Raw genomic sequence first — 24,301 nt, 5'->3', positions numbered from 1 at the left:
TTTATCCCCAAAACCAATTACCCCTCTTGGAAGGCATGCTTTAATGATTGCGGCCCACCGAAGGGAGGAACTCCGGCAGGCCGCGGATCAGGTCATCGGGAGGGGGAGAATGACCTGATGTCAGTTATGGATTTGTGATTGTTATTGACCCGAATAGTGTTCGCGCTTGCTGCCTTCCTGTAGCGGGGTCCAATCGCGATCACGCTCCTCACCCGGGCCAATCTCTGGTGCAATCACTGGTCCCGGCCCCCAGATCGGAACCCATGGCTGGCGAGGCTGAATCCGGTACGGTCGCCAATGCGTTCTGTGCGGATGCCAGTACGGATCCCAATCACGATTCCAATAAGGGCCGCAGCCACGAGCGAGACAGGGACGATAATAACCGCGCCGCCGGTCGGGATAGTCTGAATCAATAATGACCCTGGCTGAAGGCGGCGGGGCATAGGCCGGGCCAACTGGCCGCCCCCCCCATGCGGACATAGCGCGCCGAAACCCAGCCGCGATAGGTGCGGTCGCTGACCTGGCACCAGTTCCTGCGGCATCCACCGACATCAATCCGGGTACCGACGGGAAGCATCGTCACTCGTGCATATTTCGCACCCGGCCCGCTGCGGAGGTTCACATTGGCCGATACCACTGCCGGAGCAGCAAGAGCCACCACAGGCAAGGCGATCAATGTCGCAAAAAACGCTGGAATAAATAATCTACTTTTAAGTATTACCTTAATTAAAACCATTGAAAAATCTCCAACAATATTAGAGCTTCTGCGTAAAAATAAATTCATTATAAAGTATGCACTTTATATGTATTTTAATATCACTACAAATAACTAACGTCATCATGGTAAATATTTATATTCCCCTACATATTATAAATATAACTCAACTACATTATAGGTAATATATTTAATTTAAATCTGTTTCTAAAGATTCTTGTAGCCGAGATTGCAAGTCTGCATTTCGAGCGCGGACAAAAAAAGCGTCCCGACCGAAACCGGGACGCTATGCGGCTTTTAGGAGGGGAGAGGGAGGAGAAAGCCGCAGTCCGGGCCGCCGAAATATCTTCGGACGGACTGGCCCAAAGGCCAGCCCAGTTTGTTTTATGGCAGATTGCGCGCCGCTTCCGGCGTCATATGCATCGGCATCATATTGGTATCGAGATGATGCATGACCCAGATGGAACCTGCCAGAACAATGGCCAGAATAATGACCGTAAAAATGAGCGCAAGGATATTCCAGCCATTCTCGGACTTCGGGTCCAGATGCAGGAAATAGACCAGATGCACGAGGATTTGAACGACAGCAATGCCCAGAACAATGGCAGCTGTGGTTCCAGGCGTGAAATAACCGTTCATCGCCAGCATAAAAGGAACAATGGTGAGAACGAGGGCCAGCACGAAACCTGTCAGATAAGTCTTCAGGCTTCCGTGTGCGGCTTGATCGTGTGTTTCGTGTGCAGAACTCATCACAGTACACCCAGCAGATAGACAAGGGTAAAGACGCCGATCCAGATGATGTCGAGGAAATGCCAGAAGAGGCTGAGACACATCACGCGCGTCCGGTTCTTTTCGGTCAGGCCATCGCGGACAAGCTGGCCGGAAAGCACCAGAATCCAGATCAGGCCCGAGGTAATATGAATGCCGTGCGTTCCGACCAGCGTGAAGAACGCCGACAGGAAGGCGCTGCGGCCCGGCCCGGCATCAATGGAGATCAGGTGATGGAATTCATAGATTTCCATCACGAGGAAAGCTGCGCCGAGCAGAAAGGTGACGCCAAGCCAGCGCAGGACGCCTGCCTTGTTGTTCTTGTACATGGCGAGCGTCGCCATGCCGTAGGTCACGCTCGAAACGAGCAGGATCATGGTTTCGACCAGCACGAATTGCAGGTCGAACAGCTCGCGACCGGTGGGACCGCCCGCGAACTGATGCGCCAGAACGGCATAAGTTGCGAAAAGCCCCGAAAAGAGAACGCAGTCACTCATCAGGTAGATCCAGAAGCCGACCAGCGTGGTCGACCCTGCATCATGGTGGTCTTCGTGAACCGGATTTTCGTTGCCGCCCCTGAAGGGCAAAGCGTTCGTAATAGCAGCGCTCATGGATCAAGCCTCCTGAGCAGTGAGTTGCCGGGTGCGTGCGTCTTCGACGCGCTGCACTTCTTCGGCCGAGACATAAAAGTCCCTGTCATTGTTGAAGGAGTGGGCGATGGCGACCGCCAGAACGCCCAAGGATGCGGCAATCGCCAGCCACCAGATATGCCACACCAGAGCAAAGCCGAGCGGAATCGTCAGCATGCCAATGATGAAACCCGTACCGGTGTTCTTGGGCATATGGATGCGGGCAAAACCGTTCGTGCGGCGCACGTAATCGTTCTGCTTCATATCCCACCAGCCGTCATGATCACGCACATGCGGGATTTCGGCGAAGTTGTAGAATGGCGGAGGCGAGGACAGCGACCATTCCAGCGTACGGCCCGTACCCCACGAATCGCCATTGGTCTCGCGCAGTTTCTCGCGGTCACGGATCGAAACCATGATCTGCAGAACCTGAAACACGATGCCAGCGAGGATGATCGCTACACCGATTGCAGCCACAATCAGATAGATGTGCCAGGCAGGGTTTTCCGTGTGGTTCAGGCGACGGGTCATGCCCATCAGGCCGAGCACATAAAGCGGCATGAAGGCCATGATGAAGCCGACAAGCCAGCACCAGAAGGCTTTTTTGCCAAGGCTTTCATTCAGCTTGAAGCCGAAAGCCTTCGGCCACCAATAGATCAGGCCAGCGAAACAGCCGAACAGCACACCCGAAATGATGACATTATGGAAGTGCGCGATCAGGAAGACCGAATTGTGCAGCACGAAATCCGCAGGAGGAACGGCCAGAAGAACGCCTGTCATGCCGCCAACCACGAAGGTGCACATGAAGCCGATAGTCCACATAACCGGCGTTTCCAGCCGCACGCGCCCCTTATACATGGTGAAGAGCCAGTTGAAGACCTTGGCTCCGGTCGGGATCGAAATGATCATGGTTGCAACGCCGAAGAACGCATTGACGCTTGCGCCGCCGCCCATGGTGAAGAAGTGATGCACCCAGACCAGGAATGACAGAACGGTGATGGCAACCGTTGCATAGACCATCGATGTGTAGCCGAAGAGGCGCTTGCCGGAGAAAGTTGCGATGATTTCCGAGAACACGCCAAAGCAGGGCAGAACCAGAATATAGACTTCCGGGTGTCCCCATAGCCAGATGAGGTTCACATACATCATCGGATTGCCACCCGAATCATTGGTGAAGAAGTGGAAATCCAGATAACGGTCGAGCGAAAGCAGAGCCAGCGTAACGGTAAGGATCGGGAAAGCGGCTACGATCAACACGTTGGAGCAAAGCGCGGTCCAGGTGAAAACGGGAACCTGCATCATGCCCATGCCGGGCGCACGCATCTTGATGATGGTGGTGATGAGATTCACCCCGGACAGCAAGGTGCCCATGCCTGAAATCTGCAAGGCCCAGACATAGTAATCCACCCCGACATCGGGACTGAACTCCTTGCCCGAAAGCGGCGGATAGGCCAGCCAGCCGGTCTTTGCGAATTCGCCAACGCCGAGCGAGATATTGACCAGAATGGCGCCTGCGACCGTAAGCCAGAAGCTCAGCGAGTTGAGGTACGGGAACGCAACGTCGCGCGCGCCGATCTGGAGCGGCACGGCAAAGTTCATCAGGCCCACGATGAAAGGCATCGCCACGAAGAAGATCATGATCACGCCATGGGCGGTGAATATCTGATCATAGTGATGCGGCGGCAGGAAGCCATCATTCGCGCCAGAGGCAAGAGCCTGCTGCGCGCGCATCATGACGGCATCCGAGAAGCCGCGGAACAGCATCACGAAAGCCAGAATGATATACATGACGCCGATGCGCTTGTGATCGACGGAAGTCAGCCAGTCGTTCCAGAGAACGCCCCATTTGCGATAGTAGGTAATGGCTGCGAGAATAGCGAGTGCCCCACCAGCCACCGCGGCCAATGTGACCATGATGATAGGCTCGTGATAGGGGATCGCTTCGAGCGTAAGTTTTCCGAACATTTCTATTCTTGCTTCGATTGGAGTGCGATCAGCCGCAGCGCCCGGATGTGGTCATCGGGAATGCTGCGGCATCGACAAATCAGTTTTCAAGCTGCGATAGGCGCTGCGGCTGGATGGCGCAAATGATGTCGTTTGCCCATTGGCTGAAATCGACGGGGGAGGATTTGCGCAGGTTCGCGCGCGCCGCCTGTGCCATTTGCGTGCGGTGCATCTCGTCATCGAGGCAGACCGACTTGCCGTCCCAGCAGCGATTCACGATATTGTGAAACAGCGCCTTGTCATTATAGGCGAAGTGCTGCACCGGATGCTTCTCGCTGGGCTGAACAAGCGAGGCATAGCGCTCGCGGGTCAGTTCCTGCCCGGAAGCCTTGACATCGGCGACCCATTTGTCGAATCCAGCCTGATCGAAAGCATGCGCCTTGAAGCGCATTTGGGCAAAGCCCTGTCCGCTGTAATTGGCTGAAATCCCGTCAAATACGCCCTCATGATCAGCAATCAGGTGCAGCTTGGTCTGCATGCTGGGCATGGTGTAGACCTGACTGCCAAGCACCGGAATGAAGAAGGAATTCATGATATTGCTGGAGGTCAGCTTGAAATTGACTGGCACGCCGACCGGCATGGCCATTTCATTGACCGATGCGACCCCCTGATCGGGGTAGATGAACAGCCACTTCCAGTCGAGCGCAACCACTTCGACGTTGATTGGCGGCACGCTCGATTCCAGCGGGCGATAGGGATCGAGCTTGTGCGTGCTGATCCAGGTGACAGTGCCCAGAGCCACGATGATCGCAACCGGAATAAGCCAGACCGCCGCTTCGATTTTGGTCGAATGGTGCCAGTCAGGCTTGTATTCCGCCTTCTCGTTGGTGGAGCGGTACTTCCACGCGAAATACAGGGTCATGAAAATGACCGGCAATACGACGAGAAGCATCAAACCCGTCGCGAAGAATATAAGATCGCGTTCCGCCATGCCGACCTGCCCCTTGGGAGAGAGCAGGACCTGATTCTCGCAACCAGCGAGAAACACAGTGAAGGCTAAAACGGCGAACGAAGCGATCGTCCGGGGGGTGCCGTGTTTCATTTGTCTTTCCATCTTGCGCGCAAAGCATAATCTCTGGCGCATATGTAATTTCCTAATTTTCGGTAATTTCTGAAAATTCCAAAGATACCGTTATAACGAATAATCGCATTTGTCACGTCTTGGGCAAAAAATGTATTGGATCGAAATGTCGCGGCTTTCATGAGCATTATGAGTCAGAAATGACCCGGTTCGAGTCGGAGCAGATATATCCGGGCACAATTTCAAGTGACATGATGACATCACCTTTAACGAACAAGAAAAATAACAAGTATAGCTAGAATTCTATATACCCTTACTGATAACTGCGGAGACGGAAACGAATATTAAGCTTGTTCCAGGTCGTATTGCCGGGCACTGGATTGTCGCTGAAAGAGAAACATTATGATTTTCAAGGAATGGCCGCTCGAAGAATCCGAAGGAAGCATACTCGCCTATACAATTGCAGCAGGCGACGGCAATCTGCGCAAGGGAACAGCATTGAGCCGCGATCATCTGGATAATTTACGCAAGGCAGGCGTCAGCCATGTCCTTGCAGCCCGGCTCGAAGCGGATGATATTGGTGAAGACGACGCCGCATCGGCTATCGGGCGCATTCTCATTTCGAGCAATATCGAGACCAGCGCAGCGACAACCGGACGCATAAATCTGTTTGCGCGCAGTAGCGGCATGTTTTGTGCAAATATTGCAAGCGTGGATGCCATCAACATGCTTGATGCGCGGGTTTCCGTGGCAAGTTTAGGCAATCAAAGCCGCGTTGAAAGCGGCCAGATGGTGGCAACCGTCAAGATTGTTCCTTTCGCCATTCCAAAAGCGCTGATTGATGAAATTCGCGAACTATCCAGCGGGTCCAGCGTTTTTTCCATTCATGGATTTCAGGCAACCCGCATCGGCGTCATCCAGTCCCGTCTGCCCTCCATACGCGAGACGGTTCTCGACAAGACCTATGAACTGATCGTCAAACGCGCTGTCCGCAATGGCGGCTCCGTCATCGCCGAACGCCGTGTGGCGCATGAATGCGCCGCGCTCGCCGAAGCTATAGCCGAACTGGCAGGGATGAGCGATCTTGTGGTGATTTTTAGCGCTTCAGCAGTGGCGGACGAGGCGGATATCGTGCCGCGTTCGATTATCCAGGCAGGCGGTGAAATCCTGCGTATTGGCGTGCCTGTCGACCCGGGAAACCTGCTCGTTCTGGGAAAATGCAAAGGTAAATATATCGTCGTCGCACCCGGTTCGGCACGGAGTGCGCGTGAAAATAGCCTTGACTGGATAATCGATCGTCTGATGGCCGGAATCGAACTCGGCTCGGCCAATCTCGCCCGCATGGGTGTCGGCGGGCTGCTGCTGTAAAATACAAACAAAAAAGGCCGGGATAACCCGACCTTCTGTATTCACCTGGTTCGCGCCAGTACATCCGTGGTCGCGAGCCTGAGTGAATTCCCGATACAGAAATAGGTATAAGCCTTTTCTGTTTCAAGAGTATGACACACGAAGCAGCCAATCAATCAAGCCGCCATCGGCGCTTGCACCCGTTCGGAATGATTGTAATTCCAGACTTCGACCAAACACTCATGCATCAGATCCAGATCCACCGGACCAATTCGGCTGAGGACAAGGTCAAGCTCGTCAGCCTCAACCCCTCGGTTGAGAAGCTCAACTATGGCCTCTATCAAGATAGTTTTATCATCAAATCTGTAGCGCTGCATAAACCTGCTCCGCCAAAATGCCCCCGATTCCATGGCTTCAGGATAGATCAGCATGGTTAACCAACAGTTAAACGTCAGAACAATATGCGGGATCGCCTGAACCAAACCGGAGAAAACGACTATTTTGCCAAAATCACTTCCGACACTACACGTCGGAAAACATTACCAACTACTTATGTAAACCAACAGAAAACATACTCGTACCCGAACAAGATTAAGCCTGAATCTTACTATATTCGCACCCTCAGCCAAGCAATAATTGCGGTATAATTTTATTTTATAATTTACTTATAAACAAGGCCCATGTCGTTCTTCAAGAAATACGCCCACTGGTCTATCAATGCCCCCAAGCTGGCTATCCTCAGTGTGCTGGCTGGCGCAAGCGTCATGGGTGGCTATCTTTATACAATCCAGTATAAGGGCAATGTCCATGTAATCGTTGCTGGAGAAGCGTATCGCTCTAACCAGCCCGATCCTGCGCGCATCATCAACCTGCAAAAAAACTTTGGGATCAAGACAATCATCAACCTACGCGGGCCGGAGACCGGCTCGAAATGGTATGACGATGAGGTTACGGCTTCAACGGCGCTCGGCATCCAGCATGTCGACTTTGAAATGTCGGCCAGCAAGCAGTTAAGTCCGGAACGGACGCGGCAGCTTATCACCCTGATGCGCAATGCACAGAAGCCGGTTCTCATTCATTGTAAATCGGGGGCCGATCGCACCGGGCTTGCCGCCGCACTCTACGTTGCGGCCATAGCCAAGGGCGGCAAGGGCAAGGCTGAACATCAATTGTCCCTCGCCTACGGGCATTTCGGTTTTCCGCTAAGCTCGACATATGCGATGGAAAAAACGTTCGAGAGCATCGAAGCAGAATTCGGCTATCCTGACTCATAAAATAAAAACGCCGGGCAAAACCCGGCGTTTCTTCATTTGCCTTGCAAAAACCTATTCAACGCCGACGATTTTCCCGTCGTCCCATTTGAAGACGTCAAAACTCGGCGAGGTCAGATCGCCGGTGCCGCCATAGGTCAACGAGCCGATGACCGTTTCAATGGGCTCTCCGTCATGCAGCGCCTTGGCGACTGCTGCCGAATCATCCGTCGTATCGGCGCGCTCAATACCAGCCTTGAGAACCTGCACTGCCGCATAGGCATTCATGGTGAAGGCTTCGACCGGGATGTTCTTGGCCGTGAGCGCATCAACCGCTTCCTTGGAAGCCGGGTTCTTCGTCGCATCAACCGCATTGGTAAACAGCGTACCCTCTGCCGTGTCGCCGCCAATCGCCCAGAATTCGGTATTGGACAGCCCTTCACCGCCGAGAATCCGAGCCTTGAGACCAGCATCATGCAACTGGCGGGCCAGAAGGCCGCCTTCGCCATGATAACCGCCGAAATAAACGATTTCGGTGCCAGCTGCTTTCAGCTTGGTGACAAGCGCACTGAAATCCTTGTCGCCGGGCGTGACGGAATCATAATGCACTTCCGTGATACCGTCCTTGTTGATCGCGGCCTTGAAAGAATCGGCCAGTCCCTTGCCATAAGCGCCCTTATCGTGGACGATAGCAACCTTCTTGTCCTTGAAGTTCTTCAGAAAATAGTCGGCCATGACATCGGCCTGCTGATCATCACGACCGCAGGTGCGGAATACGTTTTCCAGGCCGCGCGCAGTCAGGTCCGGACCGGTGGCGGTCGGGGTGACCATCAGAACGCCATTTTCCGAGAACACGTCGGAAACCGGAATGGCAACGCCGGTCGTGACCGGGCCGACGACGAATTTGATTCCGTCGCCGACAATCTGGTTGGCAGCGGAAACGCCCTGCTTCGGTTCGCCGGCATCGTCGGCAAATTTGAGAACGACCTTCTCGCCATTGATGCCGCCGCTGGCGTTAATGACTTCAACGGCGGTTTCCGCACCCTTTCTGACCTGATCGCCATAGGCGGCGACAGGGCCGGTCAGCGGCGCGACGACGCCGATCGTGATATCTGCGTAAGCTGCACTGGCAAAGCCGAGTGTCGCAGCGAAAGCCACGCTGGAAAGCAGTTTCAGGTTCATGTCTTTCTCCTTTAGCGAGGCATTTTTCGAATAGCCCCAGACAACCCATGTCGATAATTTTCAACGCCTGCGCGCTGGCGAATTACCTGACCCTCCCCTTTGTCAATTTCTTGGCGCAAAGGGTCAATCCAAAAACCGCATCCCGCGCCATTTGCGGGGTTCCCCAGCCATAATATATCCGAAATCGCGTCTGCTTTTTCGGAATCATGTTCCGGAGCGGGATCAGGCTTTCATAATATAATAAGAATGCATTTCCGGCTAGCGATTGCAAGTAGCCAAGTACCGGCAATCGCAACGAAATTCGGTCCCCCGATAAATTTTATTCTTCTCTTTTCCATGATGGTAACTGCTTCGCAAAAAATGCCGCGATCCCTTCCGCAGCCTCCGGTGTTTCCCATATATCGGCAAGACGGGTCAGCGTCATTTCGATGACTGTCTCGTCTATCGGTGCGCCTAGTGCGTGCACTAATCGTTTGGATGCGGCGACGGCGGCGGGAGCGGTGGAGAAATAAGGCTTTATCTCCGCTTCTATTGCCGCGTCGAGATTTTCGGGCTCAACGACAGCCGTCAGAAGTCCGATACGCCTTGCCTCATGAGCGTCGAAAATCCGCGCCGAGGTGAATGTGCGCAGAGCATGTGCCTGTCCAATGCGCGCCACCACATAGGGGCTGATAGTGGCGGGTATCAGCCCCAGCTTTGTTTCCGTCAGCCCGAAGCGCGCGCCGGAAACCGCAATGGCTGCATCGCAAATGCTGATAAGCCCAACCCCACCGCCATAGGCCTGTCCGTTGATGCGCCCGATCAGCGGTTTTGGGAGGTCGAGCAGCGCTTTCAGCATGAGGGCGAGCTTGCGCGCCTCCTCAATGCGCTGCGCGCGAGTGGCCTTCACCTGTTCCTGCATCCAGCCAAGATCGCCGCCCGCGCAAAAACTGACACCCACACCGGTGAGAATCACGATGCGTATGCCAGGATTATCCGCCAGATGCAGCGCCGCCGTCGTCAGTTCGTCGATCATCAGGCCGGAGAGCGCATTATGCCGCTCTGGCCGATTGAGCGTCAGTGTGGCCACGCCGCGCGCATCGATGGCGATATGGAGTGTCTCGAAAGCGTTCATGCCGCTTTATCCTGCCGTAATGCCTGCGCAAAATGCGCAGCTGATCTGAGCCTGTCGATATCAAGCCCCGTTTCGAAGCCGAGCCCATGCAGCCTTTCGACAACGGAAACTGTATCGACATTGCCCTTGGCGCCCGGCGCGAAAGGACAACCGCCGAGCCCGCCGACCGACGCATCGAACACTCGTAGCCCCTTCTCCAGACTGACACGAATATTGTCGAGCGCCCGCCCGCCGGTATCGTGATAGTGCCCGGCAAGGCTGTGGGCCGGCGCAATCGCCAGCACGGCATCCAGCATGGCCGCCACCTTGTCCGGCGTGCCGCGCCCGATCGTGTCGCCAAGGCTTACTTCGTGACAGCCGAGCGAGAAGAGTTGCTCTGTCACATCGGCAACCGCTTGCGGTGCCACCGGCCCGTCATAGGGACATTCGACCACGCAGCTCACATAGCCGCGAATGGCCAGACCGTCATTGATGGCAGCGCCAATGACCGGTGACAGCCGCTCGATGCTTTCGGCAATCGAGCAATTGATATTGGCCTTAGAAAAACCTTCCGAGGCGGAAATGAAAACCGCAATCTCATCGACATTGGCGGCAGCGGCAGCTTCATAGCCCTTCATGTTGGGCACGAGCACCGAATAGCGCACGCTGTTGGCGCGGTGGATACCGGCCATGACTTCCGTTGCGTCTGCCAGTTGCGGCACCCATTTGGGGCTGACGAAGCTCGTCGCCTCGATGCGGGAATAACCGCAACCGGACAGGCGGTCGATCAGCGCGATCTTGTCCGCTGTCGGCACAAAACGTTTTTCGTTCTGCAGGCCGTCACGCGCAGCCATTTCGACGATTTCGACATGTTCAGCCATGTTCTTCCTCCCGAGCGGGATGTCGCAAGCCGCTCATTATCCCGCTCTGTTTTTTGTTTGAGTATGATCTTCTCCGAAAACCGGTTCCCACTTTTCGGGATCATACTCCAGTTCAACAAGCAGCGCGCCTTCATTGATCTGATCGCCCGCCGCAACGGTTACGGACGCAACCTTGCCGTCGCGCGGCGCGGTCAGAGACAACTCCATCTTCATGGCCTCCATCGTCACCAGAGGATCGCCCTTTGCCACGCTGGTGCCCTCCACCACGGAAACCAGCCGCACCAGTCCCGGCATCGGTGACAGGATGCGGCTTTCGTTCGAAGTGTCCTCTTCCGCACCGACCGACTGCACATGATGAAATATGATGTCGCGACCGTCGAGTTGCACCGTTACGTCATGCCCGATGCGCAAGACAGACGCTTGCGACACGCGGCCCTCAACGGCAAAGCGAACCAGTCCGTTCTTATGGCTACGAATTTCGATGGTGCCGAAAGCAAAGCCGAAATGCCCCTCGCCCCTGGCCGTGAAGCTTACCGTGTGGCGCTCGCCGTGATGATCGAGCAGAACCGAGCGCGAAGCCTCACCCCACAGGCGGAACCCGCGCAGGCTCGTCCAGGGACTATCCTTCAATGGCGCATCAAGAAGATCGAGCGCCCCAAGCGCAGCCAGCGCAAAAGCGATGTCTGAAGGCTGCTCATCCGTGAACAGCACCGCCGTCTCGCGTGCAATCAAACCGGTATCGACATCACCTGTGCGGAAAGCTTCGAGATTGCAGAGCGCCGACAGGAACTGTCGATTGGTGACAAGCCCGGCAATACGGGTCTGATTGAGCGCCGCATCGAGCCGGTTCAGCGCCTCATCGCGCGTTGTTCCATGGGCGACGATCTTTGCGATCATCGGATCATAGAACGGCGTGATCGTGTCGCCGGTGCGCACGCCGGAATCGACACGCGCATTTTCAGGCGGCGCAAACAGGGAAAGCTTGCCTGTTGCAGGCAGAAAATCTCGCGCCGGGTCTTCCGCATAAAGCCGCGCCTCGAAAGCCCAGCCATTTATGGAAAGTTCGTCTTGATGCTTCGGCAGCGCCTCGCCGGAAGCCACACGCAATTGCCATTCGACAAGGTCGAGCCCGGTGATCGCTTCCGTCACCGGATGCTCCACCTGCAACCGCGTGTTCATTTCCATGAAGAAAAAGCGGTCCGGCCGCAGCCCTTCCGAGACATCGGCGATGAATTCCACCGTGCCCGCACCAGAATAGCCAATCGCCTGTGCGGCCTTGACCGCCGCCTCGCCCATGGCTGCGCGCATGTCCGGCGTCATGCCCGGCGCAGGCGCTTCCTCGATCACTTTCTGATGGCGGCGTTGCAGCGAGCAATCGCGCTCAAAAAGATGCACGGCATTGCCGTGATTGTCGCCAAAAAACTGCACCTCGATATGGCGCGGCTTGGTCATGTATTTTTCGATCAGCACAGCGCCATCGCCGAAAGAGGCTTCCGCCTCGCGCCGCGCACTGTCCAATGCTGCCGCGAAATCAGCGGCTTGATCGACACGGCGCATGCCTTTGCCGCCACCGCCAGCCCGCGCCTTGATCAGCACGGGATAGCCAATTGCGTCCGCCTTGCTTTGAAGAAAAGCGCCATCCTGCTTGTCGCCATGATAGCCCGGCACGACTGGCACGCCTGCCTTTTCCATCAGCGCCTTGGCGGCATCCTTCAGCCCCATGGCGCGGATGGCTTTGGCTGACGGGCCAATGAAGGTGAGGCCCGCTTTCTTGACAGCATCCACGAAAGCCGGATTTTCCGACAGGAAGCCGTAGCCCGGATGGATCGCTTGTGCACCCGTATCGCGCGCGGCTTTGATGATCGCTTCGATATTGAGGTAGCTTTGCGCGGAAGCTGCCGGGCCGACGCGCACCGCCTCGTCGGCCATCTCCACATGCAGCGCGTGGGCGTCGGCATCGGAATAGATCGCGACGGTGGCAATGCCCAATTTACGCGCCGTGCGAATGACCCGGCAGGCAATTTCTCCGCGATTGGCAATCAGTATCTTCTTGAACATCTGATCGCCCCTTACATCCGGAACAAACCAAAGCGCGTCGGCTCGACAGGCGCATTCAGCGTGGCTGAAAGTGACAGACCCAGTACCTCGCGGCTCTTGCGCGGATCAACGATACCGTCATCCCAAAGCCGCGCAGACGCATAAAGCGGGTGGCTCTGGCGCTCGAACATTTCCAGCGTCGGGCGCTTGAACTCCGCTTCCTCATCCGCCGACCATGTGCCGCCGGTTCGCTCGATCCCGTCGCGCTTGACGGTTGCCAGCACGCCCGCCGCCTGTTCGCCGCCCATGACCGCGATGCGGCTGTTCGGCCAGGTCCACAGAAAACGTGGCGAATAGGCCCGCCCGGCCATGCCGTAATTGCCAGCGCCATAGGATGCGCCGATCAGCATGGTGATCTTCGGCACATTGGCCGTCGCCACTGCTGTCACCAGCTTTGCACCATGCTTGGCGATGCCTTCAGCCTCATACTTGCGTCCGACCATGAAGCCGGTGATATTCTGCAAGAAGACCAGCGGAATATTGCGCTGGCAGCAAAGCTCGATGAAATGCGCACCCTTGAGCGCCGCGTCCGACAACAGCACGCCATTATTGGCAATGATCCCGACCGGCATACCGTAAAGGCTGGCAAAACCGCACACGAGGGTGATGCCGAAACGCGCCTTGAATTCGTCGAACTCCGAACCGTCGACCAGTCGCGCAATCACCTCGCGCACATCATAGGGGATGCGTGTATCGGCGGAAACCACGCCCAGAATTTCCTCCGGGTCATAAAGCGGCGCAGTGCCGTCGCCCCTTGGGATGAAGCTGCGCTTCTCGCTGTTGAGATTGGCTGCAATGGCACGGGCGATCTGTAGCGCATGCGCATCGTCATTAGCGAGATGATCGGCCACGCCGGAAAGCCGTGTATGCACATCGCCACCGCCCAGATCTTCCGCCGTCACCACTTCGCCGGTTGCGGCTTTGACCAGCGGCGGCCCAGCCAGAAAGATCGTACCCTGATTGCGCACAATCACCGTTTCATCGCTCATGGCAGGCACATAAGCGCCGCCTGCGGTGCACGACCCCATAACCACGGCAATTTGCGGAATGCACGCCGCCGACATCTGCGCCTGATTATAAAAGATGCGCCCGAAATGGTCGCGATCCGGGAAAACCTCGTCCTGATTGGGCAGGTTCGCGCCGCCGGAATCGACCAGATAGATGCAGGGCAGACGATTTTCGCCTGCGATCTCCTGCGCGCGCAGATGCTTTTTCACCGTAACTGGATAATAGGTACCGCCCTTCACCGTTGCATCGTTGCAGACGATCATACAGTCGCGGCCCGATACCCGCCCGATGCCGGTGATGATGCCAGCCGAAGGCGCCGCCCCGCCATACATGCCATGGGCTGCCGTCAGCCCTACTTCCAGAAAGGGCGAACCCGGATCGAGCAATTGCGCAACACGCTCGCGCGGCAGAAGCTTTCCGCGTGAAACATGGCGCTCGCGTGCCTTCTCGCCGCCGCCGTCAATGGCAATGCGCGATGCTTCCGCCACCACGTCAATCGCCGTGAGCATCGCCTTGCGATTGGCTTCAAAAGTGGCGCTGCGGGTCGAGATTTCAGATTTGAGAACCGGCATCAGCGGGTCTCCTGAAAGAGTTCCCGTCCGATCAGCATGCGCCGGATTTCCGACGTGCCTGCGCCGATTTCATAAAGCTTGGCATCGCGCAGCAGACGGCCTGTCGGATAATCATTGATATAGCCATTGCCGCCCAGCGCCTGGATCGCCTGCAAGGCCATCTGTGTGGCGTTTTCCGCCGAGTAAAGAATGCAGCCCGCCGCATCCTTGCGCGTCGTCTCGCCCCGGTCGCAAGCCGCTGCCACCGCATAAACGTAGGCCCGCGAGGCGTTGAACAGCACATACATATCCGCGAGCTTGCCCTGCATAAGCTGAAACTCGCCAATGGGCTGGTCGAACTGCTTGCGCTCGTGGACATAAGGCACCACGACATCGAGGCAAGCCGCCATGATGCCAAGCGGGCCGCCCGCCAGCACGACGCGCTCATAATCCAAACCGGACATCAACACGGTGACGCCCTTGCCCGCCTCACCCAACAGGTTTTCGGCTGGCACTTCGCAATCTTCGAACACCAGTTCACAGGTATTGGAGCCGCGCATGCCAAGCTTGTCCAGCTTTTGCGCAGTGGAAAAACCCTTGAAACCCTTCTCTACAATAAAGGCGCTGATGCCGCGCGGGCCTGCCACCGGATCGGTCTTGGCATAGACCACCAGTACGTCGGCATCCGGGCCGTTGGTGATCCACATCTTGTTGCCGTTCAGCACATAAGCGTCACCCCGCTTTTCGGCGTGAAGCTTCATCGAAACCACATCGGAGCCTGCACCTGGCTCGGACATGGCGAGCGCGCCGACATGCTCGCCAGAAATGAGTTTCGGCAGATATTTTGCGCGCTGTTCGGGCGAACCATTTCGCTTGATCTGATTGACGCAAAGATTGGAATGCGCCCCATAGCTCAAGCCGATAGAAGCGGAAGCGCGACTGATTTCTTCCATAGCAACGCAATGGGCAAGGTAGCCCATGCCTGCGCCGCCATAGTCTTCCGGCGCAGTGATGCCGAGTACACCAAGCTCACCCAGTTCACGCCAAAGATGCATCGGAAATGCGTTATTGCGGTCGGTTTCAGCGGCCAGCGGCGCAATGCGGCTTTTCGCAAAACGGCGCACCGTATCGCGAAGGGCTTCGATCTCCTCGCCAAGACCGAAATTCATGCCCGAAGCAAACATACTCGTCCTCCACAAGTTCTGCCCGGCTGCTGTCTTTCCTGAAGACAGCTATATTCCGGTCAGAGTGTCCCGTAGCGGCCAAATAGGCAATGGCTTTACGCAGCGTTCTGTGGCTATTTATTACCCTATAACGAAATTTTATTACGCAGCATTTTGATCTCAATCCTGGGCGAGTTCGGCAATGTCGCAATAAAGCTCCAGCGCTTCCGGGTTGGCCAGCGCCTCGCGGTTCTTCACCTCGCGCCCATGCACGATGTCACGCACCGCCAACTCCACGATCTTTCCAGACTTGGTGCGCGGAATGTCCGCCACCGCCACGATCTTCGCCGGAACATGACGCGGAGTCGCGCCGGTGCGGATCTTCGTCTTGATGCGCGATTTCAAGCCATCATCGAGCGCAACCCCTTCGGCAAGCCGTACGAACAGCACGACGCGTACGTCGCGGTCCCAGTCCTGCCCGATGCATAGTGCCTCGGCGATTTCGGGCATCTGCTCCACCTGATTGTAGATTTCCGCCGTGCCGATACGCACCCCGCCCGGATTGAGCGTCGCATCCGAACGGCCATGGATAACGATGCCATTATGTTCGGTCCATTCGGCAAAATCGCCATGGCACCAGATATTGTCGAAGCGCTCAAAATAGGCGGCCTGATACTTCAAGTCTTGAGGATCGTTCCAGAATTGCAGTGGCATGCAGGGGAAAGCCCTGGTGCAAACGAGCTCGCCCTTTTCTTCGCGGATCGGCTTGCCGTCATCGTCCCAGACATCGACGGCCATGCCAAGCCCCGCACCCTGTATCTCCCCTTGCCAGACCGGCTCTGTCGGTACGCCCAGCACGAAACAGGAGACGATATCCGTGCCGCCGGATATGGAAGCCAGATGCACGTCCGGCTTGATCGCCTCATAGACGAAGGCAAAGCCTTCCGGAGACAGCGGCGAGCCGGTGGAAGAAACCGTGCGGAGCGCTGACAGATCATGCGTTTCGCCAGGCTTCAGACCGGCTTTCAGCACGGCATCGATGAATTTTGCCGAAGTGCCAAAATAGGTCATGCCTTCGGCGGCGGCATAATCGAACAGCACATTGCCATCGGGATAGAACGGCGAGCCATCATAGAGCAGCAGCGTTGCGCCCGAAGCCAGTCCTGAAGCCAGCCAGTTCCACATCATCCAGCCGCAGGTGGTGAAATAGAAGAAGCGATCGCCCTCGCGCAAATCTGCATGCAGACGATGCTCTTTCAGATGCTGCAACAGCACGCCGCCTGCCCGGTGTACGATGCATTTGGGGATACCCGTTGTGCCGGAAGAAAACAGGATGCAAAGCGGATGGTCGAACGGCATGCGCGTGAATTCCACCGGCTTCGTACCAAATGGCTTCAGCGCGGCATCCAGCGCAACGCCCTTTTCCGCCTTGTCGGCAACGACTTCCACCTCACCAAGATAAGTAACGATGACCGCGCGCTTCAACCCCGGCAAGTTTGCCGTCACTTCAGCGATCTTGTCGGCAACTTCGATGCGCTTGCCATTGTACCAGTAGCCGTCACAGGCGAAAAACAGCTTCGGCTCGATCTGGCCAAAACGATCCAGCACGCCCTGCGCGCCGAAATCCGGCGAGCAGGAGGACCAGACCGCGCCAATCGACGACGCAGCCAGCAATAACGCCACCGCCTCGGGCATGTTTGGCATCATGCCCGCAATGCGATCACCGGGCTGAACGCCTTCCGAGAGCATGAACTGCTGGAGTTTCGAGACCAGCGCATGAAGATCATCCCAAGTCAGGCAGCGTTCGACCTTGCCCTCACCGCGAAAGACAATGGCAGCCTCGTCGCCTTTACAGCGCAGAAGATTTTCCGTGAAATTGATCCGTGCCTCGGGAAAGAATTTCGCCTCGCGCATGTGACCGTCATCGACGAGCACCGTGCCGCCATGATCGCCAATGACATCGCAGAAATCCCAGATGAGCGTCCAGAAACCGGCACGATCTTCCACCGACCAGCGGTGCAGCGCTGCATAATCGGGCAGGCTCAACCCGGTACGCTGTTCCGCACGGATACGAAATTGCTCCAGATTGCTCGCCGCTATCCGCTTTGCATCGGGCTGCCAAAGCGGATGGCCATACGGCGATTGCGTGGAGACTGCCTCGGTATTCATCGTTCCTCCCAGAATCAATTGGCGCCAGTTCCTGTCCCAGCCAGCACCATCATGGTTTTCTAGAAGAGAGTTTCCAATACGTCCATGCTTTTCCCGGCCAGCATCGAACAATGCGCCGCATCAGGCGGAATTGGTGGAGGAGACCGGCTGCACTTCCGGATTGTGCGTGCGCTTGAGCCATGCCTCAATTCTGGCGACAAGCCAGCGATTGACGGGACTCTCGAAAACTTTCCACGAAATGGCGGCTACCAGAACGCTCACGGCAACACCTGTCGCGATCAATAACAATGCACCGGCGACGCCATGCCCCCAGGATGACGGTAATGCATTGAAAAAGAAAAGACCGACCAGGGGATGCATAATGAATATGCCGAAACTGTAGCGCGAGAGCGGTGCGAAGCCAGGCCATTGCAGCGGCGTATAGACCGACTGCGCGCTGGCAACATAAAAAAGAAACGTAAAAAGGTAGAGAAACGCCAGTCTCGACGGCCCTTCCAGGGTCGGAGCATCCCCAGCGGAATGGGACGGCTCGTAAAATACGAAAACCAGTGTGCACGCAACAAGGCCGAACTGGATCAACTGCGGGGGCAGAATGCGGTGCTTCTGTCTGGCGAGCCACATGCCAAACAGAAACGACGGCAGCACACGCACCACACCGATATCCGCAAACTGCGCACGTGTAATGGATGGCGCCCCCATCCATTGAGCCAGAAGCTCCCCTCCTATCAAAGAAACGATCACGGCGGCGAGGATGCGTCCGCCAAAGCGTTTGCTCAGAACGTCAAATAACGGAAAACTCAGATACATCAGAAACAAAGCACTCAGCGACCAGCTCACATAATTGTAGGAAAAGGTCTTTCCGACCCCCCAGCTGTGAATCAGAAACAACTGCGTAAATGCATTTTTCAAACTCATATCCGGCAACACATTAGGATGGAGCAGGCCGTAAGCGGTCAGGATGGATATCAGCGCGAAACCCGAGAACGCCATTAAATGCAACGGATAGATACGAGCCAGACGCTTGGCCACAAAGGCGATGTAGGAGCGCCAGTTCCACACATGGTTCCGACGCCGCGCCAGAAACAGCCCCGACACAATAAAAAAGATGTCCGTAAAATAAGAGAACCGTAAAATAACAGATGTTATTGTTTCATTCCCGACCGGCACTCTGAACGAATAATGAAAAGCTGCTATTCCCAAGCATAGAACGAAGCGTAAGCCGTCGAAATCCGGGAGTCTTTGCATATCAACATCACAAAATTGTTTCTTTTTCTCCTAACAACTTCTCCAAGAAAGTCGAGTGAATCCTGGAGCGCATCCCGAAAAGTGTGAAGCGGTGTTCGGGATGCGCGTTAAAACAGAAGCTAGAGCCTATTCCGACAATCACGCATCCGCATTGCAGGCTGACGCCATGGACAACGGAATAAAACGACGGATTTTATTGTATTCTTGGGGGAATTTGGTGGAGCCAAGCGGGATCGAACCGCTGACCTCCTGCATGCCATGCAGGCGCTCTCCCAGCTGAGCTATGGCCCCATCAGACCTCTTGCGAGGCGGGTCAGGCAGAACTTGCTGCCCGATGTGGCGGCTTATTAAATGGCGTTTGGCAGAAGATCAAGAGCTAAATCGCAACTCTTGTGTCCGCGCGCAAAATAATTTGCCGATTGTCCGCATATCGCCGACAAAGCACAAAAATTGCAGCTTCCGAACTACAAACGCAACAAGGCAGCCCAATGGGCCGCCTTGTGATTTCTGCGACTAACATACGATCAGATCAGACGTCTTCTTCGTCGCTGCCGACACCGCCGCCCAGAATACCCGAAACGTCGTCGTCCTCATCTTCCTCTTCTTCGAGGAAAGTATCCGCGTCATCGTCGCCCAGATCGACATCGTCATCGATCTCGGGCAGATCCTCGCCGCCCTTGGCTTCCTCATCCGCATCTTCGAGAGAGACGAATTCCGGCTTTTCGAGCGCCGTATCCAGTTCTTCCTCTTCCGTGTCTTCTTCTGCCGCACGGCTTTCCGCTACGGTCGCTTCGAAATAGGACCGCGGATAGGAAATGCCGGTATAGGGCGAAATGATCGGATCACGATTGAGGTCGTAAAACTTCTTGCCCGTTTCCGGATCGATGCGTTTGGTACCAAGTTCAGGTTTTGCCACGTTTAGCCTCGTTACTCTGGGTTCCCCGTTGCGCCCGCAGCGGTCCACGCTACTTTATTCATACGGGGGATAAATTCATTCAAAAATCGCGCCTGCCATGCAATTAAGACGCGCCTTACGGTGTTGCCCGGTGCATAAACGCAATTTGCAGCTTTTGTCAAAGCTAAAGACTCTTTCTACTCACTTGCAACCTCTCAAAAGGTGCATTCGCGGATGACCCCACATTATTCCTGTGCTAGGGAAGCTCCGCTTTCTTCAATCCCGGCGTAGAATACGCCAAAAATGAGACAGTGAAAAACGATGTCCCATTCCTTTTCCCCGAAACCTGCAACTGCCCACTGTTCGAAAGGGCTTTCGGGCGACATACGCATACCGGGCGACAAGTCCATTTCCCACCGCTCCTTCATGTTCGGCGGTCTCGCATCGGGCGAAACGCGCATTACGGGCCTGCTCGAAGGCGAAGATGTCATCAATACCGGACGCGCCATGGAAGCCATGGGTGCAAAAATTCGCAAGGAAGGCGATGTCTGGATCATCAACGGCGTTGGCAATGGCTGCCTTTTGCAGCCCGAGGCACCGCTCGACTTCGGCAATGCCGGGACCGGCGCGCGCCTGACCATGGGGCTTGTCGGCACTTATGACATGACCACAACCTTCATCGGCGATGCGTCGCTTTCCAAGCGTCCGATGGGCCGCGTGCTCAATCCGTTGCGCGAAATGGGCGTTCAGGTGAAAGCCGCCGAAGGCGACCGTATGCCGCTGACGCTGATTGGCCCAAAGACCGCGAACCCGATCACCTACCGTGTGCCGATGGCGTCCGCGCAGGTGAAATCTGCGGTGCTACTCGCCGGTCTCAATACGCCGGGCGTCACCACCGTCATCGAACCCGTAATGACGCGCGATCACACCGAAAAAATGCTGCAGGGCTTCGGCGCCGATCTTTCCGTCGAAACCGACCGGGACGGCGTGCGCCATATCCGCATCACCGGACAGGGCAAGCTGACAGGGCAGACCATCGACGTGCCGGGCGATCCGTCCTCGACCGCATTTCCGCTGGTGGCCGCACTTCTTGTCGAAGGTTCGGACGTCACCATCCGCAACGTGCTGATGAACCCGACGCGGACCGGCCTCATCCTGACCTTGCAGGAAATGGGCGCGGATATTGAAATTATCGATCCGCGTCTTGCCGGGGGCGAAGACGTTGCCGATCTGCGCGTGAAATCATCGAAGCTGAAGGGCATTGTGGTACCGCCGGAACGCGCGCCGTCAATGATCGACGAGTATCCGGTTCTGGCCATTGCCGCGACATTCGCAGAAGGCGAAACCGTCATGGACGGGCTCGACGAGCTGCGCGTCAAGGAATCGGATCGTCTGGCTGCGGTTGCACGCGGGCTTGAAGCCAATGGCGTTGATTGCACGGAAGGCGAAATGTCGCTCACCGTTCGCGGGCGTCCGGACGGCAAGAACATTGGAGGCGGCACGGTCGCAACCCATCTCGACCACCGCATTGCAATGAGCTTCCTCGTAATGGGCCTTGCATCGGAAAAACCCGTCACCGTGGACGATTACCAGATCATCGCCACCTCCTTCCCTGAATTTATGGATATGATGGCAGGGCTGGGTGCGAAGATCGAGGTGAGCGACGCGCAATGAAGAGTTTCGTCGTTGCCATCGACGGACCGGCGGCATCGGGCAAGGGAACCCTTGCCCGCCGCATCGCTACCCATTACGGCATGCCGCATCTGGATACGGGCCTGACCTATCGCGCAGTTGCCAAAGCACTGCTCGACCAGCGGCTTCCGCTCGACGACGAAGCGATCGCGGCCACGGCAGCGCTGCATCTTGATCTGACTGAAATGGACCGGGATCTGCTTTCGGCGCACCATATTGGCGAGGCAGCCTCCAAGGTCGCGGTCATGCCTGCAGTGCGGCGCGCACTTGTCGAGGCGCAGCGCTGCTTTGCCAATGCACTGCCTTCAAGCGTGCTCGACGGGCGCGATATCGGCACGGTCGTCTGCCCCGATGCCCAGATAAAGCTCTTCGTCACAGCATCGCCGCAGGTGCGCGCGCAGCGGCGTTACGACGAGATCGTTTCAAGAGGCAATGCTGCCGATTTCGATGCAATTCTGGCCGATCTGCATAAGCGCGACGAACGTGACATGAACCGTATCGATTCACCGCTCAGGCCCGCTGAAGATGCGCACTTGCTAGATACGAGCGGAATGAGTATAGAAACGGCATTTCTGGCCGCGAAAAAGCTGATTGATCACGCTTTGGCGCAGCACAGGGCATAATCCCGAAGGCCAGAAGGCTTTTCGGGCCGGATTATGTGCGAGAATACTGGATAATTTCGAGTGCGGCCCTATATAGGCAGCACTTATATTCAATAATCTGACTTCGCGTTCCACGCGCCGGATAGTCCCACGGGACGGAACCGAAGAAAGATACAATGTAACACTAACCCCCGGCGCCGCATCCGATATGGTTTCAACCCGGATGCATCAGGAGTATTCATGTCAGAATTCAATCCCTCCCTCGCAGATTTCGAGTCCCTGCTGGCCGAATCCTTTGCCAATAATGACCTTGCAGAAGGTTATGTTGTAAAGGGTCGCATCGTTGCCATCGAAAAAGACATGGCAATCATTGATGCTGGTCTCAAGGTCGAAGGTCGCGTACCGCTGAAGGAATTTGGCGCGAAGGGCAAAGACGGCTCGATGAAGCCGGGCGACGAAGTTGAAGTTTACGTCGAGCGCATCGAAAACGCACTTGGCGAAGCTGTTCTGTCGCGCGAAAAGGCTCGCCGCGAAGAAAGCTGGGGCAAGCTCGAGCAGAAGTTCGCCAATGGCGAGCGCGTCGACGGCGTCATCTTCAACCAGGTCAAGGGTGGGTTCACCGTCGATCTCGACGGCGCTGTCGCCTTCCTGCCGCGCAGCCAGGTCGATATTCGTCCGATCCGCGACGTCACCCCGCTCATGCACGTCCCGCAGCCGTTCGAAATCCTCAAGATGGACAAGCGCCGCGGCAATATCGTCGTCTCGCGCCGTACCGTTCTTGAAGAAAGCCGTGCGGAACAGCGTTCGGAAATCGTCCAGAACCTCGAAGAAGGCCAGGTCGTTGAAGGCGTCGTCAAGAACATCACCGATTATGGTGCGTTCGTCGATCTCGGCGGCATTGACGGTCTGCTGCACGTCACCGATATGGCATGGCGTCGTGTCAACCATCCTTCGGAAATCCTCACCATCGGCCAGACGGTCAAGGTGCAGATCATCCGCATCAATCAGGAAACCCATCGTATCTCGCTCGGCATGAAGCAGCTTGAGAGCGATCCGTGGGATGGCATCGGCGCCAAGTACCCGATCGGCAAAAAGATCACCGGCACCGTTACGAACATCACCGACTACGGTGCGTTCGTCGAAATCGAGCCGGGCATCGAAGGCCTCATCCACGTTTCCGAAATGTCGTGGACCAAGAAGAACGTCCATCCGGGCAAGATTCTTTCCACCACGCAGGAAGTCGAAGTCGTTGTGCTCGAAGTTGATCCGGTCAAGCGCCGTATCTCGCTCGGTCTCAAGCAGACCCTCGACAATCCGTGGACGACCTTTGCCGACAAGTACCCAACCGGCACCGTTGTTGAAGGCGAAGTCAAGAACAAGACCGAATTCGGCCTGTTCATCGGCCTCGACGGCGACGTTGACGGCATGGTCCATCTCTCCGATCTCGACTGGAACCGTCCGGGCGAACAGGTCATCGAAGAGTATAACAAGGGCGAAGTGGTCAAGGCTGTCGTTCTCGATGTCGATATCGAGAAGGAACGCATCTCGCTCGGCATTAAGCAGCTTTCCGGCGACAAGGTCGGCGAAGCAGCCGCTTCCGGCGAACTGCGCAAAAACGCCGTCGTCACCTGCGAAGTGTCCGCCGTTACCGATGGTGGCCTTGAAGTGCGCCTGATCGATCACGACCTCGACAGCTTCATCCGCCGTTCGGATCTGTCGCGTGACCGCGACGAGCAGCGTCCGGAGCGCTTCACGGTCGGTCAGAAGGTCGACGCCCGCGTCATCGCCTTCGACAAGAAGACCCGCAAGCTGCAGGTCTCGATCAAGGCGCTCGAAATCGCCGAAGAAAAGGAAGCAGTCGCGCAGTACGGTTCGACCGACTCCGGCGCTTCGCTCGGCGACATTCTCGGCGCTGCCCTGAAGAAGCAGGAAAAGAACTAATCTTTTCCTCTTCAATCGAACATGGAAAAGCCCGGCTCACGCCGGGCT

Annotated in this window: 21 protein-coding genes and 1 tRNA gene; 6 read left to right on the top strand and 16 right to left on the bottom strand. The window is 56.3% G+C overall.

What is annotated here, in order from left to right:
- Positions 1-409: 409 nt before the first annotated feature.
- Entirely contained in the window at positions 410-622 is a 213-nt protein-coding gene (locus KUG47_RS01785; RefSeq protein WP_217676241.1) for an SH3 domain-containing protein, read from the bottom strand.
- Between the two features lies 1 nt (position 623).
- Between KUG47_RS01785 and KUG47_RS01780 the strand changes: the two genes are divergently transcribed.
- A complete protein-coding gene (locus KUG47_RS01780; protein WP_217676240.1) occupies positions 624-833 on the top strand; it encodes a hypothetical protein in 210 nt (69 codons plus the stop codon).
- A 266-nt stretch (positions 834-1,099) separates the two neighbouring features.
- On the opposite strand, the gene cyoD is transcribed toward KUG47_RS01780, so the two are convergent.
- The 4 genes from cyoD to cyoA form a co-directional block, all read right to left on the bottom strand.
- On the bottom strand, positions 1,100-1,465 hold the full coding sequence (gene cyoD, locus KUG47_RS01775; RefSeq protein ID WP_217676239.1) for a cytochrome o ubiquinol oxidase subunit IV: 366 nt from the start codon (positions 1,463-1,465) through the stop codon (positions 1,100-1,102).
- Entirely contained in the window at positions 1,465-2,094 is a 630-nt protein-coding gene (gene cyoC / locus KUG47_RS01770) for a cytochrome o ubiquinol oxidase subunit III (protein ID WP_217676238.1), read from the bottom strand. Before cyoC ends, cyoD begins: the two co-directional genes overlap by 1 nt.
- Before the next feature lie 3 nt (positions 2,095-2,097).
- Positions 2,098-4,077, bottom strand: a complete 1,980-nt coding sequence (cyoB, locus tag KUG47_RS01765; RefSeq protein WP_217676237.1) for a cytochrome o ubiquinol oxidase subunit I — start codon at positions 4,075-4,077, stop codon at positions 2,098-2,100.
- 79 nt (positions 4,078-4,156) lie between these two features.
- Positions 4,157-5,158, bottom strand: a complete 1,002-nt coding sequence (gene cyoA / locus KUG47_RS01760) for a ubiquinol oxidase subunit II (protein WP_217676236.1) — start codon at positions 5,156-5,158, stop codon at positions 4,157-4,159.
- Between the two features lie 381 nt (positions 5,159-5,539).
- Between cyoA and KUG47_RS01755 the strand changes: the two genes are divergently transcribed.
- Complete coding sequence (locus KUG47_RS01755) at positions 5,540-6,505, top strand: molybdopterin-binding protein (RefSeq protein ID WP_217676235.1); 966 nt, start codon at positions 5,540-5,542, stop codon at positions 6,503-6,505.
- Between the two features lie 155 nt (positions 6,506-6,660).
- On the opposite strand, the gene KUG47_RS01750 is transcribed toward KUG47_RS01755, so the two are convergent.
- Complete coding sequence (locus KUG47_RS01750; RefSeq protein ID WP_217676234.1) at positions 6,661-6,861, bottom strand: hypothetical protein; 201 nt, start codon at positions 6,859-6,861, stop codon at positions 6,661-6,663.
- A 303-nt stretch (positions 6,862-7,164) separates the two neighbouring features.
- Here KUG47_RS01750 and KUG47_RS01745 point away from each other — a divergent pair, with 303 nt between their 5' ends.
- Entirely contained in the window at positions 7,165-7,758 is a 594-nt protein-coding gene (locus KUG47_RS01745; protein ID WP_217676233.1) for a tyrosine-protein phosphatase, read from the top strand.
- A gap of 51 nt (positions 7,759-7,809) precedes the next feature.
- Here KUG47_RS01745 and KUG47_RS01740 read toward each other — a convergent pair whose 3' ends face one another.
- The 10 genes from KUG47_RS01740 to KUG47_RS01695 form a co-directional block, all read right to left on the bottom strand.
- Positions 7,810-8,916: an ABC transporter substrate-binding protein gene (locus KUG47_RS01740; protein ID WP_217676232.1), complete on the bottom strand. Its 1,107-nt coding sequence runs from the start codon at positions 8,914-8,916 to the stop codon at positions 7,810-7,812.
- A 319-nt stretch (positions 8,917-9,235) separates the two neighbouring features.
- A complete protein-coding gene (locus tag KUG47_RS01735; RefSeq protein ID WP_217676231.1) occupies positions 9,236-10,030 on the bottom strand; it encodes a crotonase/enoyl-CoA hydratase family protein in 795 nt (264 codons plus the stop codon).
- Positions 10,027-10,890: a hydroxymethylglutaryl-CoA lyase gene (locus KUG47_RS01730; protein WP_217676230.1), complete on the bottom strand. Its 864-nt coding sequence runs from the start codon at positions 10,888-10,890 to the stop codon at positions 10,027-10,029. The genes KUG47_RS01735 and KUG47_RS01730 overlap by 4 nt, the downstream gene beginning before the upstream one ends.
- 36 nt (positions 10,891-10,926) lie before the next feature.
- Positions 10,927-12,948, bottom strand: coding sequence for an acetyl/propionyl/methylcrotonyl-CoA carboxylase subunit alpha (locus tag KUG47_RS01725; protein ID WP_254799244.1), 2,022 nt, complete (start codon positions 12,946-12,948; stop codon positions 10,927-10,929).
- 11 nt (positions 12,949-12,959) lie between these two features.
- A complete protein-coding gene (locus KUG47_RS01720) occupies positions 12,960-14,567 on the bottom strand; it encodes a carboxyl transferase domain-containing protein (protein ID WP_217676229.1) in 1,608 nt (535 codons plus the stop codon).
- Entirely contained in the window at positions 14,567-15,715 is a 1,149-nt protein-coding gene (locus KUG47_RS01715) for an isovaleryl-CoA dehydrogenase (RefSeq protein ID WP_217676946.1), read from the bottom strand. The genes KUG47_RS01720 and KUG47_RS01715 overlap by 1 nt, the downstream gene beginning before the upstream one ends.
- Positions 15,716-15,889: 174 nt before the next feature.
- Positions 15,890-17,878 carry an acetoacetate--CoA ligase gene (locus tag KUG47_RS01710; protein ID WP_217676228.1) on the bottom strand — a complete coding sequence of 663 codons (1,989 nt, stop codon included), beginning with the start codon at positions 17,876-17,878 and terminating at the stop codon, positions 15,890-15,892.
- A 120-nt stretch (positions 17,879-17,998) separates the two neighbouring features.
- Positions 17,999-19,123: an acyltransferase family protein gene (locus KUG47_RS01705; RefSeq protein WP_217676227.1), complete on the bottom strand. Its 1,125-nt coding sequence runs from the start codon at positions 19,121-19,123 to the stop codon at positions 17,999-18,001.
- Between the two features lie 215 nt (positions 19,124-19,338).
- Positions 19,339-19,414: transfer RNA gene (locus KUG47_RS01700), tRNA-Ala, on the bottom strand.
- Positions 19,415-19,652: 238 nt separating this feature from the next.
- Positions 19,653-20,039 carry a TIGR02300 family protein gene (locus KUG47_RS01695; RefSeq protein WP_217676226.1) on the bottom strand — a complete coding sequence of 129 codons (387 nt, stop codon included), beginning with the start codon at positions 20,037-20,039 and terminating at the stop codon, positions 19,653-19,655.
- 300 nt (positions 20,040-20,339) lie between these two features.
- On the opposite strand from KUG47_RS01695, the gene aroA reads away from it, so the two are divergent.
- The 3 genes from aroA (at position 20,340) to rpsA (ending at position 24,253) form a co-directional block, all read left to right on the top strand.
- Complete coding sequence (gene aroA, locus KUG47_RS01690; protein ID WP_217676225.1) at positions 20,340-21,692, top strand: 3-phosphoshikimate 1-carboxyvinyltransferase; 1,353 nt, start codon at positions 20,340-20,342, stop codon at positions 21,690-21,692.
- Positions 21,689-22,333: a (d)CMP kinase gene (gene cmk / locus KUG47_RS01685; protein WP_217676224.1), complete on the top strand. Its 645-nt coding sequence runs from the start codon at positions 21,689-21,691 to the stop codon at positions 22,331-22,333. The genes aroA and cmk overlap by 4 nt, the downstream gene beginning before the upstream one ends.
- 219 nt (positions 22,334-22,552) lie before the next feature.
- Complete coding sequence (gene rpsA, locus KUG47_RS01680) at positions 22,553-24,253, top strand: 30S ribosomal protein S1 (protein WP_217676223.1); 1,701 nt, start codon at positions 22,553-22,555, stop codon at positions 24,251-24,253.
- The last annotated feature ends 48 nt before the right edge of the window (positions 24,254-24,301 follow it).

The organism is Falsochrobactrum tianjinense (genome assembly GCF_019100495.1).
GTDB lineage: Bacteria > Pseudomonadota > Alphaproteobacteria > Rhizobiales > Rhizobiaceae > Brucella > Brucella tianjinense.
This window is presented reverse-complemented; position numbering and strand designations above follow the sequence as displayed.

What these genes read in the sequence shown, in the direction of transcription:
- KUG47_RS01745 (WP_217676233.1), top strand. Translation starts at nt 7,165, where the DNA reads ATGTCGTTCTTCAAGAAATACGCCCACTGGTCTATCAATGCCCCCAAG.
- KUG47_RS01755 (WP_217676235.1), top strand. Translation starts at nt 5,540, where the DNA reads ATGATTTTCAAGGAATGGCCGCTCGAAGAATCCGAAGGAAGCATACTC.
- KUG47_RS01740 (WP_217676232.1), bottom strand. Translation starts at nt 8,916, where the DNA reads ATGAACCTGAAACTGCTTTCCAGCGTGGCTTTCGCTGCGACACTCGGC.
- KUG47_RS01715 (WP_217676946.1), bottom strand. Translation starts at nt 15,715, where the DNA reads ATGAATTTCGGTCTTGGCGAGGAGATCGAAGCCCTTCGCGATACGGTG.
- cmk (WP_217676224.1), top strand. Translation starts at nt 21,689, where the DNA reads ATGAAGAGTTTCGTCGTTGCCATCGACGGACCGGCGGCATCGGGCAAG.
- cyoC (WP_217676238.1), bottom strand. Translation starts at nt 2,094, where the DNA reads ATGAGCGCTGCTATTACGAACGCTTTGCCCTTCAGGGGCGGCAACGAA.
- KUG47_RS01725 (WP_254799244.1), bottom strand. Translation starts at nt 12,948, where the DNA reads ATGTTCAAGAAGATACTGATTGCCAATCGCGGAGAAATTGCCTGCCGG.
- cyoA (WP_217676236.1), bottom strand. Translation starts at nt 5,158, where the DNA reads ATGAAACACGGCACCCCCCGGACGATCGCTTCGTTCGCCGTTTTAGCC.
- cyoD (WP_217676239.1), bottom strand. Translation starts at nt 1,465, where the DNA reads ATGAGTTCTGCACACGAAACACACGATCAAGCCGCACACGGAAGCCTG.
- KUG47_RS01735 (WP_217676231.1), bottom strand. Translation starts at nt 10,030, where the DNA reads ATGAACGCTTTCGAGACACTCCATATCGCCATCGATGCGCGCGGCGTG.
- KUG47_RS01750 (WP_217676234.1), bottom strand. Translation starts at nt 6,861, where the DNA reads ATGCAGCGCTACAGATTTGATGATAAAACTATCTTGATAGAGGCCATA.
- KUG47_RS01705 (WP_217676227.1), bottom strand. Translation starts at nt 19,123, where the DNA reads ATGCAAAGACTCCCGGATTTCGACGGCTTACGCTTCGTTCTATGCTTG.
- KUG47_RS01720 (WP_217676229.1), bottom strand. Translation starts at nt 14,567, where the DNA reads ATGCCGGTTCTCAAATCTGAAATCTCGACCCGCAGCGCCACTTTTGAA.
- cyoB (WP_217676237.1), bottom strand. Translation starts at nt 4,077, where the DNA reads ATGTTCGGAAAACTTACGCTCGAAGCGATCCCCTATCACGAGCCTATC.
- KUG47_RS01730 (WP_217676230.1), bottom strand. Translation starts at nt 10,890, where the DNA reads ATGGCTGAACATGTCGAAATCGTCGAAATGGCTGCGCGTGACGGCCTG.
- KUG47_RS01710 (WP_217676228.1), bottom strand. Translation starts at nt 17,878, where the DNA reads ATGAATACCGAGGCAGTCTCCACGCAATCGCCGTATGGCCATCCGCTT.
- rpsA (WP_217676223.1), top strand. Translation starts at nt 22,553, where the DNA reads ATGTCAGAATTCAATCCCTCCCTCGCAGATTTCGAGTCCCTGCTGGCC.
- aroA (WP_217676225.1), top strand. Translation starts at nt 20,340, where the DNA reads ATGTCCCATTCCTTTTCCCCGAAACCTGCAACTGCCCACTGTTCGAAA.